Genomic DNA, 13,602 nt, shown 5'->3' on the forward strand with positions numbered 1-13,602 from the left:
GAATTAAAAGTTTGTTTTACAATAGGGTTGTTCTTACAAAATGATAGATTTTGAGTTTATGCTTGCTAAAAAGAGAAGGGCAAGTAGTATAACTTATAAATTCAGAATTATCAAACAAAATGGGGGTTATTTTATGAAGAAATCGAAATTTGCTTCACTTTTCCTGTCATCTTCTTTATTGATCGGGATCTTAGCAGGGTGCGGAGCGGAAGAAGGAAGTAGTTCAGAAGGCGGAGACACGATTAAAATTGGAGCAAATCTTGAGCTTTCTGGAGCGACGGCATCTTATGGTACATCAGAAGCAGATGCAATTGATTTAGCTGTTGAGGAAATCAATGATGCTGGAGGTATTGACGGGAAAAAAATCGAACTTATCAAAGTAGACAATAAATCTGATGCAGCTGAAGCGACAAATGCTGCTATTAAATTAACAAGTCAAGACAAAGTAACAGCTATTATAGGCGCTGCAACTAGTGGTAACTCCGTTGCTCAAGTTCAAATTGCAACAGACACAAAAACACCAATGATTTCTCCTTCAGGAACAAGTACAACAGTTACTGTAGGAGATGATGGAAAGGTTAATCCATTCACATTCCGTACAGCGTTTATCGATCCATTCCAAGGAACAGTAGCAGCAAATTTCGCTGCTAATGAGTTAAAAGTTAAAACTGCTGCAGTGTATGCTGACAATGCGAGTGATTACGCAAAAGGTCTTGCTGCTTCGTTTATTAAAGATTTTGAAGCAGCTGGAGGTAAAATCGTTGCAGAAGAATCTTATGTTGCTAAAGATACTGACTTCCGTTCAACCTTAACAAATATTAAATCTTCTAATCCGGAATTTATCTTTATCCCAGGATACTATGAAGAAGTGGGTCTTATTGTTAAGCAAGCACGTGAATTAGGAATTACTGTTCCATTAATGGGTGCTGATGGTTGGGATTCACCTACACTTGTTGACTTAGCTGGAGCAGATGCTTTGAATAATTCATTCATAATTACTGCTTTTTCATCTGAAGATCCAGACGGTAAAGCGAAGGATTTCTCTGAAAAGTTTAAAGAAAAGTATGGAAAAGACCCTAACTCATTCAATGCACTTGGATATGATACGGTTTATCTATTAAAAGACGCGATTGAACGTGCTGGTTCAACTGACGGTACGAAAATTAAAGAAGCAATAGAAGCTACTGATCAATTGGAATTAGTAACTGGTTTATATTCGGTTGATGAAAATCATCATCCAATCAAATCAGCTGTAATTATTGAATATGTTGATGGTGCACAAGTATTTAAAACGAAAGTTAATCCTTAAGATTCTTATGATTTATAGGGGGGATTGATATCCCTCCTTTTCTAATTCTAAAATATTTGAAATCTTAAGTAATAGGAGTGAAAATTTATGGAATGGATACAACAATTGATAAACGGTATTTCACTCGGGAGTATATATGCCTTAATCGCCCTCGGTTACACGATGGTTTATGGGATTATTAAACTGATCAACTTTGCGCACGGGGATGTGTTCATGGTAGGTTCGTTCATTGGATTTTATTCTATTACCGTTTTCGGATTAGGGTTTTTTCCAGCGCTTATTCTATCGATGGCAGCTTGTGCCTTATTCGGTGTAATAATTGAACGAATTGCATATAAACGTTTAAGAAATGCAACAAGAATAGCTGCACTTATTACCGCAATCGGTGTATCGTTATTAATCGAATATGGAGTAATTTATATTAGAGGGGCACAACCAGAAGCATATCCAGATGTTTTCTCCAATCGTTCGTTTGCATTTTTAGGGGCACAAATTAGCATTCAATCTATTCTTATTCTTTCTGTTTCTGTTGTATTAATGATCCTATTACAGTTCATTGTGCACAAAACCAAAACAGGAAAAGCAATGAGAGCCGTTTCTCATGATACAGAAGCTGCTAAGTTGATGGGAATAAACGTTGATAATACAATATCTGCAACTTTCGCGATTGGTTCAGCTTTAGCTGGAGCAGCTGGTGTTATATTCGGTATATATTATACAAAGATTGACCCACTGATGGGTGTTATCCCAGGAGTAAAAGCGTTTGTTGCTGCAGTTCTTGGAGGAATTGGTATAATTCCTGGGGCAATGGTTGGTGGATTGGTACTTGGAGTTGTTGAAACGATCGTTAGTGCTTTAGGATTCTCTTTATGGAGAGATGCTGCAGCATTCGTCATTTTAATATTAATTCTTATCTTTAGACCATCGGGAATCTTTGGAAAAAATACACGAGAGAAAGTGTAGGTGATACATAATTATGAAAAAGTCAAAACAGTTTTGGCTATTTATTATAGCTGCAGTATTAGTTTACACAGTGGTTCAAATTTTTATAGCAAATGGAATGATGAATCAATTTTATTCTAATACACTTATATTTATAGCTATCAACATAATTTTAGCAGTCAGCCTACATCTAGTAATTGGTATTACGGGACAATTTTCTATTGGTCATGCTGGTTTCTTAGCTGTAGGAGCATATATGTCGGCAATAGTGACTATGAAATTAGATCTTCCCTTTATCGTTGGGATTATTGTCGGTGGAATTGTTGCTGCGTTGGCGGGGCTGATTGTCGGTATTCCGAGTTTAAGATTAAAAGGGGATTACTTGGCAATTGCTACGCTTGGTTTTGCTGAAATTATACGTATTGTTTTTCTAAATATTGACTATGTTGGTGGGGCTGCAGGAATGCAAGTTTCTCATCTAACGACTTGGACATATGCGTTTGTATGCCTTGTCATTACCATTATAGTAATAGTGAACTTTACTAATTCAAGACATGGGATTGCTGCTATTTCTGTTAGGGAAAATGAAATTGCATCAGATGCGATGGGGATTAATACTACTTATTATAAAGTCGCTGCATTTGCGATTGGTTCCTTTTTCGCTGGGGTTGCCGGTGCTTTGTATTCTCATAACTTTTATATCATTCAACCGAGTCAATTCGGATTTTTAAAATCATTTGATATATTAATATTTGTTGTTCTAGGCGGTTTAGGAAGTCTTTCTGGTGCCGTACTTTCTGCAATTTTATTAACTGTAGTTTCTACTTATCTTCAAGGATATCCGGAAACTCGAATGATAATTTATAGTCTTGTATTAATTCTAGTAATGTTATATCGTCCGAAGGGATTAATGGGTACGATGGAAATTACAGATTATTTCAAGCTCTGGAGAACGCCAAAAGGAGGCGATCAGCATGGAAAATAAACCTTTACTTGAAGTTAAAAATGCTGGCATTCAGTTTGGTGGTTTAAAGGCTGTACAGAACTTAAACTTAAAATTGAATCAGGGAGAACTAGTTGGTTTAATTGGTCCTAATGGTGCCGGTAAAACTACAAGCTTTAACTTATTGACAGGTGTCTATGTTCCTACAGAAGGGGATATATTATTTAATGGTGAGAGAATAAATGGTTTGCAGCCTTTTAAAGTAACGAGAAAAGGTATAAGTCGTACTTTCCAAAATATTAGACTCTTTAATGAATTATCTGTATTAGAGAATGTTAAAGTTGCTTACCATTCTCTTGCTAAACATACAATGTTAAGCTCTATACTTCGTTTACCATCTCATTTCAAAGGTGAAAAAGAGATGGAAGAAAAATCATTAGAATTTCTAAAGATTTTCAAGCTTGAAAAGTACAAAGATGAACTAGCGAAAAATCTACCATATGGTCAGCAAAGAAGATTGGAAATTGCAAGAGCTCTAGCTGCAGGACCAAAATTACTTTTACTTGATGAGCCTGCTGCTGGTATGAATCCACAGGAAACAAAAGATTTAATGAATTTAATTGCTTTTGTTCGTGAAAAATTCGATTTGACTATATTGTTGATAGAACATGATATGAACTTAGTAATGGGAGTTTGTGAAAGAATATATGTACTCGATCATGGTCAACTTCTTGCGGAAGGATCACCAGAAGAGATCCGTAACCATCCTAAGGTTATTGAGGCTTATTTAGGGGAGGAAGTTCACGATGACAATGCTTAAAGTAGAAAATATAGATGTGTTTTACGGGAATATTCAAGCGCTTCGTGATGTTTCTGTTACTGTTAATGAAGGAGAAATTGTTTCGTTGATTGGTGCTAATGGAGCAGGGAAAAGTACATTACTTAAAACTCTCTCTGGGCTGTTGAAACCCAAAAAAGGTAAAATAGAGTTTTTGGATAAGTCAATCTCCGGTAAACAGGCACAAACGATAGTAAAGGCAGGGATATCTCATGTGCCGGAAGGAAGACGTGTTTTTGCGAATTTAACTGTTGAAGAAAACTTGGAGTTAGGAGCTTTTCTTAGAAAAGATAAACAAGGAATTCATCAAGATATGCAAAAAGTATATGAAATCTTTCCGAGATTATTAGAGCGTAAAAAACAGCATTCTGGAACTCTTTCAGGTGGGGAGCAACAGATGTTAGCTATGGGAAGAGCTATTATAGCAAAGCCTAAACTGGTGTTATTAGATGAACCTTCTATGGGACTTGCTCCATTGATGGTTAAAACAATATTCCAAGTAATTGAGGATATTAACCGTGAAGGTACAACTGTTTTATTGGTTGAACAAAATGCCAATATGGCGCTATCTATAGCAAGTAGGGGGTATGTAATTGAAACGGGAAGAGTTGTACTATCTGGTTCAGCTGCGGAATTACAAAATAGTGAAGAAGTTAAACTTGCCTACCTTGGTGGACATTAATAGTAAACTACGACTATATTAGTCGTAGTTTTTTTGTGTTAATGTTATATGATTAGTAACAAATATTTGTCGGAATTACATTGCAATTCCTTTGTTTAGGAGGGTTTTATTGAAAACTTTAAGATTCTGGACTCTGTCATTGATCTGTTTTATTATGTTTGGGATAATTGTTAGTACTTTTTCTTCAAGCTATTTTGTGACGAAAAAAATCTTGGTTGAAAACTCTTTAGAGCAAAATAGAGTTTATTCTATGAAATTAGCTCATATGACGGATGAGGTGTTTTCATATATGCAAAGCAACCTGGAAGCCCGAAAGTCGGATGTGGTAAAACATCTGAATGATCCTAAAACAGTAACTAACATATTACAACAGCTTAATATTAGTGGTGAGAACTTTAACTCTTTATCCGTTATAAATGACCAAGGAATTGCAATCGCAACTACCCCGAATATTGGAATCGTAGGGAGTAAAATTTCCTCGTTCGGTGTAAAAGAAGCCTTTGCAAGGAAAGAAGCGTTTATTTCTAAGCCATATTATGCACAAACTGGTAGACTCTTAATACTAATAACCACTCCTTTGTTTGGAGATAGTGGTGAATATTTAGGTATGCTAAATGGTACTGTGTATTTGGAGGAAGATAACTTTATCAGAGATATTCTTGCCGAACATTACTCTCAGGACGGATCCTATGTTTATGTGGTTGATCGAGATGGTACTCTAATTTATCATCCTAATAAAACTAGAATAGGCGAATCTGTTGAAAGTAACCTCGTTGTACAAAAGTTATTAGAAGAAAAAAGTGGCGCTTTACAACTAGACAATACACTTGGAACTAACTTTTTGGCAGGTTATACATACATAGAAAAAAGTAAGTGGGGAGTAGTATCACAGACTCCATATACTAGCGCATTAAAACCATTATCAGGAATAATGTTAACAATATTTATATTTTCATTGCCGTTTATTATTATTTTTTTAGTTTCTGCGTTTTATGTCTCAACTAAGTTGGCATCACCTTTACGGAAGCTCGCTATTAACACGCTAAGAGATGTGGATGATCAAGAAGAGGTAATCGATGTTCCAACTTGGTATTTCGAGGCGAAACAACTAACTATGACGATTGAAAACTATAGGAAACGTCAGCGAGAAACAGTTGAAAGTATGAAGGAAATATCAGTAACAGACCCATTGACGGGATTGAAAAATAGAAGATATGCAGATATATTGTTCGGTAAATTATTCGATCAACAGACTAATTTTTCTATAATCATGCTAGATATTGATCATTTTAAACAAGTTAATGATAAATATGGGCATATTGCTGGTGATGACGTTCTTAAGTTTATCTCCATTATTTTGAAGGATTTATGTTCTGAACAAGGAGAGTGTATTAGACTTGGAGGCGAAGAATTTCTCGTTTTACTTTCAAAAAAGGATATTCAAGCAGCGTATATTCTGGGGGAACATATAAGAATGACTATAGAAAATTCGGTTCCACCTATTCAAACAAAACTTACTGTTTCTTTAGGTGTTGGTGAGTATAAATGCGGTGAAACACAAACACAATTTATGAACAGAATTGACTTGGCTCTCTACGAAGCAAAAGCAAAAGGACGTAATAATACAGTGATTGCAAAATTAGAATAAGCACAGCGTGATGGTATATATAATGAACTAAAAAGACGAGCTGAAAGGATTTAGACAGCTAATCCTTTTGCTCGTTCTTTCTTAGTAAGTAATAAATGGCTTCAACGATTAACCCTATAACAAACCCAAAAGCAGTGAAGATAAATAAGGAGAGAATACCAGCTAAGTCTCCAAATTCCTCAGGTCCTGTAATAAAGGAGCGGTACATTTCAAAAAAACCAATTATTAAACCGATGGCAAATATATAAAACGCTTTTTGTAAATTATACAATAACATGGCACCTGCTAAAACGCCAATTACTACTGAAAATGCAGCAAATGCAAGCAAGTTCATAATAACTAAATCTTGACCTAGTACATATTTAACTCCTAAAATAAGTAAAAACATTGAAATAAATATAATTGAAATTGCAACTTTACCATAATTTTTAAACAATCAATTCGCCTACTTTCACTACCTAATCATACTAAGAACATGACAATATTTCCATTAGAATATGAAAAAAACGAGAGGAATGATATTTATGACGGAACATTATTTTCATTTAAAAGCTAATTGGCCAGGTAATCGCAATGATATAGGATCTATACATGCTCAAAATCTCCAGACTAAAATTTCGATTCCAGAAGAAATGGATGGACCAGGGGTAGGTACAAATCCAGACGAAATGCTGCTTGGAGCTGCCACAACATGCTATATTATCACACTTGCTGCCATGCTAGAGAGAAGTAAGATAGAAAAAGTATCTCTAGTTGTTGAATCATCTGCTGTAGTAGATGTGACGGATGGTATTTTTACATATAAAAAAATAATACATCGACCAACGTTAGTAATAATAAATGAAAAAGATTTCAAAATGGCAACTCGATTACTATTGAAGGCTGAAGACACTTGTATGATTAGTAAAGCTCTCAAAGGTAATGTAGAAATAGAGCTTCAGCCTACACTGCTAGTGGGAGTTTAAACGCCATAAGAAAGAGGGAACATGGCTATTTTCTTTTTCTGAGGTCACATTAAGCATACCCGACTATAAAATTTGGAAGAGCATATCGATTAGATGGAATGATTAGCCGAGTTTTATTTAGTTACAAATTATTTTTAATCGCGGATGAATGAGAAATCTATAATTCATTTACAGAGGAATGCTGAGAGTTCTCTTTACCTAGTGGAATAAAGAAAAATAGTTAATAAGTTGAATAGTGAAGGGAGTAGCTCACGAAATTACCTCTTCGTGAGCTTTCTCTATAATTAGGGAATTAGCAGTTTTCTAGTTATCTTAAAATGTACTAACCTTTTTCTCAATGTTGTAGGAGAGTGATGCTCAGGATACTACCATAAGATTACCGAAAAAGATAAGTATTGGTTGGAACATCTGCCACAACCAATATTCGCTAAAAATTCAGCCAGGTATTCCTTAAGTAAAACTTCTGTCCTAAGCACTTCTATAACGATAGGAACAGTTTTTAAACTTAATGGACCAAGCAACTTTTTGCCCTGTTCTCTTACAATACATATCCATAAACACAGATGAAGTGAAATAATGTCCCCAACAATATAAAAATATGAAATATTTCATGAAATCCTAACTTCTTAATAAATGGAAGGTTTGGTTTTATCCCGTATATAATTCCTCCAATAGTATAGGAAACTCCACCCAATATTAGATAAAATAATCCTGCAGACCCTAGAGAGTCAGCTAGTGTAGGTGCCAAGAAGATAATCATCCATCCCATGCCGATATAAATAGCAGTCGAAACCCATCTCGGACTAGCAAACCAAATCATTTTAAAACAAATTCCACTAACAGCTAGGAATAGAATAATAGTAAACAAGATATATCCAGCAGAGTTATTTAAAGTGATAAGGCAAAATGGTGCGTAGGTGCCTGCGATTAAAATATAAATCATTGAATGATCTAAGCGTCTTAAGAATTGTATATGATGAACATTACCTATCAACCAGTGATAAGTAGCGGATGCAGTATAAAGCAATATCATGCTAATACCAAAAATGCTGATTGCTGTTAAAGTTAATGAGGAACTATCGATTTCTATTCCCTTCATTAACATTAGGATTAATCCTACTAGACCAAATATAGCTCCTAATAAATGTGAAAGACTATTAAACGGCTCTCTTATATATGTATTCATGTAGTACCTCAACCTCTCTATCTAGTTTTTATAACTACGTATAAATATATTACTATCATAACACTTAGTCAAGGTTTACCTTATATGTTTTATAAGTTATGATAAACGTAATGCACAAACTGGAGGTATATTAGTGAGTAAATCAGAAGAAATTATAAAAAAGTTGAGTTTAGAGTCCACAATACATGAAGAGGATATACCCGCTATTGATCTGTATATGGACCAAGTGATTCAGTTATTTGATGCAACCTATAATGAGTCTTTACGTAATGAAGATGAAAAAGTACTGACTAAAACGATGATCAATAATTATGCCAAGGGAAAATTGTTTATACCTATTAAAAATAAAAAATATTCCAAAAACCATATAATGCTGATCAGCTTGATATATCAGTTAAAAGGGGCACTAACTATTAAAGATATTAAATCTGTATTAGAGCCGATAAATGAAAAAATGGATGTAGAAGATTTTCCGTTAGCAAATTTTTATAATTCCTGGGTTAAACTGCAACAAAAAAATGCTCAAAATTTCCTTAGTGAAATGAAGGCTCATGAAGTAGAAGTTGAAAATCAGGAAACTGAAGAAATTGATAAGCTAATTTTACTTATAGCTTCTCTTTCGAATATGAGTAATGCTTATCGAAAAGCGGCAGAATTGCTGGTAGATGAATTAACGGAACTAAGAAAGGGGACAAAGTAGTGAGGACGCTATGGACAAATGGAAAAATTTTCACTATGGAAGCTGAGGACAAATTCGTCGAAGCGATATTAGTAGAAGATGGGTTGATTTTGCATACTGGATTGGAAAAAGATCTACTACCATTAGCAGATAACGTGGAATCACTTGATGGATGTGTCATGTATCCGGGTTTTGTAGATAGCCATATTCACTTGATTGGTCATGGTGAGAAACTATCTTATTTAGATTTATCTACTTTCTCTTCTATAAAACAAATAAAAGAAACGATAGCTTCTCATATAACTAACGAAGAATGGTATATGACAGAAGGTTGGGACGACAATAAATTAGAAGAAGGCAGACCATTAACTTGTACTGATATCGACTTCATAACCGAAACAGCGGTAGTGCTAAAAAGAGTATGCCGACATGTTTTAGTAGCAAATACAGCCGCAATGAAATTAGCTGGCATATCAAAAGAAACCCCTAACCCGGTTGGAGGAGTAATAGGTAAAGATGAGAATGGTGAGCTTAATGGACTGTTCTACGATGAAGCACAAAGTCTAATAACAGAGCATATACCATTACCAACTACATCATATTTGAAGAACATTATTAGCTCCAGTTTGAAGGATTTAAAGTCCAAAGGGATAACTGGTGTCCATTCTGAGGATATGGCTTATTATGGACACTATGAAGTTCCATTACAAGCATATCGAGAGGTTGTTCAAAATGATTTTAGAGTTCACCTTTTACGCCATCATGATGTTTTTGAACAAATGCAAGGAGAAGAATCTTCCTCTTTTATCGAATTTGGAGCGATGAAAATATTTATAGATGGTTCTTTGGGTGGCAGAACAGCGTTACTAGGGGAAGACTACACTGATGAACCAGGGAATAAAGGCGTGGAGGTCCATAGTTCGGAAAAGCTAGAGAACTTAGTGAAATTGGCTCGTAGCTATAATGAGAATATTGCAGTCCATGTAATAGGTGATCTTGCAGTTGAAAGAATTTTAGATTTAATAGAAGAGTATCCAGTAACAGATGGGAAAAAGGATCGGTTAATTCATGTGAATGTATTGCGTCCTGATCTTGTTAAGCGAATGAAAAAGCTCCCCGTCGTCCTAGATTTGCAACCAATATTTGTCGCATCCGATTTCCCTTGGGTAAAAGAAAGACTCGGACATTCAAGACTACAATGGGCATACGCATGGAAATCATTACTGAAGCAAGGATTCGATTGTTCAGGAGGGTCTGACTCACCAATAGAACTTGCAGACCCATTGCTTGGGATAGATGCAGCAGTTAATAATTCCTACTTACCAGAACAGGAGTTAACCGTTTTTGAAGCTGTATCGCTTTATACATCTGGAAGTGCGAAAGCAATTGGGAGGGAATGTAAGAGAGGATTGATATTACCTGGTTTTGATGCGGATTTTACTATATTAGATAATAAACTTGAAAAAGAAAACATTCTTTCTACTTCGGTAGTAAAGACAGTTGTAGCAGGGGAAATTGTGTATCAGAAGGAAAAGTGAAACTATTCATCTAGTTTCAACGTATAAATATTAAGAGAGGAGGGATAAGGAAATGGAAAACACAGGTTTAAAAATCCTGCTGCATGCAAGTACATGGTTTGCTCCTTTTCTAGTGCCATTTATTTTATTTCTAGTAGTAAATGATGAAGAAATTAAAAAGCTTTCCATTCAAGCTGTACTGTTTCAATTAATTATGGCGGTATTACTGACTATATCTGCATTTTTAATTTTAATTCTAATTGGTATTCCGATGCTCATTATTTTTGGTATAATGGCATTTGTAGTTCCGATTATTGGAATTGTTAAAGCGATTACGGGAGACACATTTAACTATCCTATTGTAGGATCATGGATAAAGTAAGTGTCTTAACATAAAGGGGAATTAGAATGACTACTAGAATCGGTATTGATGCAGGTGGAACATTAACAAAAATAGCTTATTGGAATGAAAATAATGAAATGGTCTTTGATCGATTTCTTTCTTCAGATTTCCAAAAGGTTAAGGAGTGGATTGAATCTAATCATCCAAATGCTTCTATCTGCGTCACTGGTGGTCGTGCAGAGCAATTAAAAGTTCATTTAAGCTCTAAAGAGGACATACCATACATAGTTGAATTTGATGCAACTATGAATGGTGTCATGTATCAAATGAAGCAAAGGTCAATCGAACCTAAAGCAGCAATTATAGCGAATATAGGTACTGGCACCTCTATACATATTATGCAAAATAGTATACATAAACGATTAGGTGGTACTGGAATCGGCGGGGGAACCCTTCTTGGCTTGGGAATGGCTTTAACAGGTATATCCGATTTTGAGGAAATCATAAAACAATCTCGAGAAGGAAGCAGGTCTGAGATTGATGTCTTAGTAAGCGATATATATAAGAATAATAAGCTTCCAATAAAAGGTACTTTAACAGCGAGTAATTTTGGCGGTATTTCATTAAATAATAGCAACAATAGAAGCTCTTCCGACTTGTTAGCTGGTGTCCAAGGGATAATTGGGGAAGTAGTTGCTTCACTTTGTATTCAAGTTGCAGATGCTCATCAAGTGGAAGATATAATCTACATAGGTACAACATTGGAGGACAATGAATTACTCCAGCAAATCATTGAATCCTATACAGTATTAAAGCTTAAAAAACCAACCTTTTTAGCTAAGCATGGCTATAGCGGAGCAATAGGAGCATTATTAGAAAACACTAAAAAATATTAGGTATAATTGTTGCATTATCAGAAAATGCGTGTTATATTTAAAGAGGATTATTTTTGTTCGGTTAGTTAGTAGGTGGCAACACTTTTACTTAACAGTGTTGAGCAAGGATAGTAACACAATGTGTGCAGCTGCTGCATACGAGGAGGAAATACACATGGAACAAGGTAAAGTAAAATGGTTTAACTCAGAAAAAGGATTCGGATTTATCGAACGTGAAGGCGGAGACGACGTATTCGTACATTTCTCAGCTATTCAAAGCGAAGGTTTCAAATCACTTGACGAAGGTCAAGAAGTAACTTTTGAAATCGAGCAAGGTCAACGTGGCCTTCAAGCTACTAACGTAGTTAAAGCTTAATTTTAAACCTAAAACTTAACTTTAACAGGCTCTCATCAGAGAGTCTGTTTTTTTTTTGCATATAAAGCAGCCGTTTGTTTCAACTAACTATGCTATGATTATAGTAATATTTTGGAGGTGTTTGAAAATTGGAGAAAATGAAACTAATTGCAATATCAGTAGGGAAACCTAAAACTGTGAAGAATGAGTTAGGAGAAGAACTACGATCAGGAATTTTCAAAACTCAGGTGACTGAAGCATATTTGACAAATGATGGCTTTGATAACGACGGAGTTGCAGATTTAAAGCATCACGGTGGTCTTGATAGAGCCGTTTGCGTGTATAGCGTGGAACATTACAGAAGTTGGTCAAAAGAATTTCGAATGGATTTTCCAGTAAGTGCAATTGGAGAAAATTTACTAGTAGAAAATATGCTAGAAGAAAACATACATATAGGAGATCGATTTTCCATTGGCGAGGCAATTATAGAAGTAACACAAGGCAGAATACCGTGCAATACTATCAACCAAAGAACTGGTATAAAACCTTTGATGAAACGTATGATAGAAACTGGACATACTGGTTATCTATGTCGTGTTATTAAAGAAGGAAAAATTACTAACACTGATCGTATCGAGCGAATTTTTGAACACCCAGAAAAAGTCACTGTTTCTTACGCTCATTCAATTTATTTTTATCAAAAAGATTCAAAAGAAGGAATTGAAAATATTCTCAAAGTAGATGAGCTAGCAGATGAATGGAGAGTCAAACTTGAAAAGATGTTATCGAAGATAGGATAGGATGAAAAACCAATGAAAAAATGGAAAAAAGAAATTCTGCTTAATGTACCTATTGAATTTGCATGGCTTTACTTCTATGGAGACATTTCAAAAAAGAAAAGGATATTTCCGAAAGTAGTAGATGAAGAAGTAATTAAACAAACAGAAACAATTATAGGTACAATTATAAATCAAAGCTATCAAAATGGATCTTTGATCGAGCAGTATGAAATTACGATAAAAAAATATACCAATGATTCTAACTACAAAGCAATACAAGAAAGTTTCCTTCTTAATAATCGCTTTAAAATGACGACAGAATACGAATTAGTAAGTCAAAGTGACAAAATAACAAAATTCATCTATACTTCTATAAATAAACCGAAAAATCCACTGCTGTCGATTTTTCAATTGTTTGGCAGTGACGAGGTTATTGTGAACTTTTTGAATAAAGCCAAGTTGGCAATTGAATTAGATTTTGAACAATCTCAGAACAAGGAAGTACAATGATTTAAAGAAGAACAAAACGAATTAGTAGAAT

16 protein-coding genes are annotated in these 13,602 nt (G+C 34.9%); 14 read left to right on the forward strand and 2 right to left on the reverse strand.

Annotated features, from left to right (window positions below):
• The first annotated feature begins 133 nt into the window (after nucleotides 1-133).
• From ACQCPR_RS08395 to ACQCPR_RS08420, 6 genes are all read left to right on the forward strand, one after another.
• Complete coding sequence (locus ACQCPR_RS08395; RefSeq protein ID WP_093494744.1) at nucleotides 134-1,309, forward strand: ABC transporter substrate-binding protein; 1,176 nt, start codon at nucleotides 134-136, stop codon at nucleotides 1,307-1,309.
• 87 nt (nucleotides 1,310-1,396) lie between these two features.
• Nucleotides 1,397-2,272 carry a branched-chain amino acid ABC transporter permease gene (locus ACQCPR_RS08400; RefSeq protein WP_090561531.1) on the forward strand — a complete coding sequence of 292 codons (876 nt, stop codon included), beginning with the start codon at nucleotides 1,397-1,399 and terminating at the stop codon, nucleotides 2,270-2,272.
• Between the two features lie 13 nt (nucleotides 2,273-2,285).
• Nucleotides 2,286-3,236, forward strand: coding sequence for a branched-chain amino acid ABC transporter permease (locus ACQCPR_RS08405; RefSeq protein ID WP_090561529.1), 951 nt, complete (start codon nucleotides 2,286-2,288; stop codon nucleotides 3,234-3,236).
• Nucleotides 3,226-4,014 (forward strand): ABC transporter ATP-binding protein, encoded by a 789-nt coding sequence (locus ACQCPR_RS08410; RefSeq protein WP_090561527.1) that lies wholly within the window; start codon nucleotides 3,226-3,228, stop codon nucleotides 4,012-4,014. Before ACQCPR_RS08405 ends, ACQCPR_RS08410 begins: the two co-directional genes overlap by 11 nt.
• On the forward strand, nucleotides 4,007-4,714 hold the full coding sequence (locus ACQCPR_RS08415; protein ID WP_427138925.1) for an ABC transporter ATP-binding protein: 708 nt from the start codon (nucleotides 4,007-4,009) through the stop codon (nucleotides 4,712-4,714). Before ACQCPR_RS08410 ends, ACQCPR_RS08415 begins: the two co-directional genes overlap by 8 nt.
• Before the next feature lie 109 nt (nucleotides 4,715-4,823).
• Nucleotides 4,824-6,362 (forward strand): sensor domain-containing diguanylate cyclase, encoded by a 1,539-nt coding sequence (locus ACQCPR_RS08420; RefSeq protein WP_427138747.1) that lies wholly within the window; start codon nucleotides 4,824-4,826, stop codon nucleotides 6,360-6,362.
• Between the two features lie 58 nt (nucleotides 6,363-6,420).
• Here ACQCPR_RS08420 and ACQCPR_RS08425 read toward each other — a convergent pair whose 3' ends face one another.
• Nucleotides 6,421-6,798, reverse strand: a complete 378-nt coding sequence (locus tag ACQCPR_RS08425; protein WP_090561523.1) for a hypothetical protein — start codon at nucleotides 6,796-6,798, stop codon at nucleotides 6,421-6,423.
• Nucleotides 6,799-6,886: 88 nt separating this feature from the next.
• Between ACQCPR_RS08425 and ACQCPR_RS08430 the strand changes: the two genes are divergently transcribed.
• The gene (locus tag ACQCPR_RS08430; RefSeq protein WP_427138748.1) at nucleotides 6,887-7,327 is read left to right on the forward strand and encodes an OsmC family protein; all 441 of its coding nucleotides are present in this window, start codon (nucleotides 6,887-6,889) and stop codon (nucleotides 7,325-7,327) included.
• A gap of 538 nt (nucleotides 7,328-7,865) precedes the next feature.
• Here ACQCPR_RS08430 and trhA read toward each other — a convergent pair.
• On the reverse strand, nucleotides 7,866-8,513 hold the full coding sequence (gene trhA, locus ACQCPR_RS08435) for a PAQR family membrane homeostasis protein TrhA (protein ID WP_427138749.1): 648 nt from the start codon (nucleotides 8,511-8,513) through the stop codon (nucleotides 7,866-7,868).
• 133 nt (nucleotides 8,514-8,646) lie between these two features.
• On the opposite strand from trhA, the gene ACQCPR_RS08440 reads away from it, so the two are divergent.
• The 7 genes from ACQCPR_RS08440 to ACQCPR_RS08470 all read left to right on the forward strand — a co-directional run bounded on the left by ACQCPR_RS08440 (nucleotide 8,647) and on the right by ACQCPR_RS08470 (nucleotide 13,571).
• The gene (locus ACQCPR_RS08440; protein ID WP_427138750.1) at nucleotides 8,647-9,213 is read left to right on the forward strand and encodes a DUF1836 domain-containing protein; all 567 of its coding nucleotides are present in this window, start codon (nucleotides 8,647-8,649) and stop codon (nucleotides 9,211-9,213) included.
• On the forward strand, nucleotides 9,213-10,730 hold the full coding sequence (locus tag ACQCPR_RS08445) for an amidohydrolase (protein WP_427138751.1): 1,518 nt from the start codon (nucleotides 9,213-9,215) through the stop codon (nucleotides 10,728-10,730). Before ACQCPR_RS08440 ends, ACQCPR_RS08445 begins: the two co-directional genes overlap by 1 nt.
• A 52-nt stretch (nucleotides 10,731-10,782) precedes the next feature.
• Nucleotides 10,783-11,091 (forward strand): DUF4870 domain-containing protein, encoded by a 309-nt coding sequence (locus tag ACQCPR_RS08450; RefSeq protein WP_090561512.1) that lies wholly within the window; start codon nucleotides 10,783-10,785, stop codon nucleotides 11,089-11,091.
• Nucleotides 11,092-11,117: 26 nt separating this feature from the next.
• A complete protein-coding gene (coaW, locus tag ACQCPR_RS08455) occupies nucleotides 11,118-11,948 on the forward strand; it encodes a type II pantothenate kinase (protein ID WP_427138752.1) in 831 nt (276 codons plus the stop codon).
• Between the two features lie 154 nt (nucleotides 11,949-12,102).
• Nucleotides 12,103-12,303 carry a cold-shock protein gene (locus ACQCPR_RS08460; RefSeq protein ID WP_053589685.1) on the forward strand — a complete coding sequence of 67 codons (201 nt, stop codon included), beginning with the start codon at nucleotides 12,103-12,105 and terminating at the stop codon, nucleotides 12,301-12,303.
• Between the two features lie 137 nt (nucleotides 12,304-12,440).
• Nucleotides 12,441-13,082, forward strand: coding sequence for an MOSC domain-containing protein (locus ACQCPR_RS08465; RefSeq protein WP_241600349.1), 642 nt, complete (start codon nucleotides 12,441-12,443; stop codon nucleotides 13,080-13,082).
• 12 nt (nucleotides 13,083-13,094) lie between these two features.
• A complete protein-coding gene (locus ACQCPR_RS08470) occupies nucleotides 13,095-13,571 on the forward strand; it encodes a hypothetical protein (protein WP_090561508.1) in 477 nt (158 codons plus the stop codon).
• Nucleotides 13,572-13,602: the final 31 nt, after the last annotated feature.

It is taken from the genome of Psychrobacillus psychrodurans (genome assembly GCF_050209195.1).
Classification (GTDB): domain Bacteria; phylum Bacillota; class Bacilli; order Bacillales_A; family Planococcaceae; genus Psychrobacillus; species Psychrobacillus psychrodurans.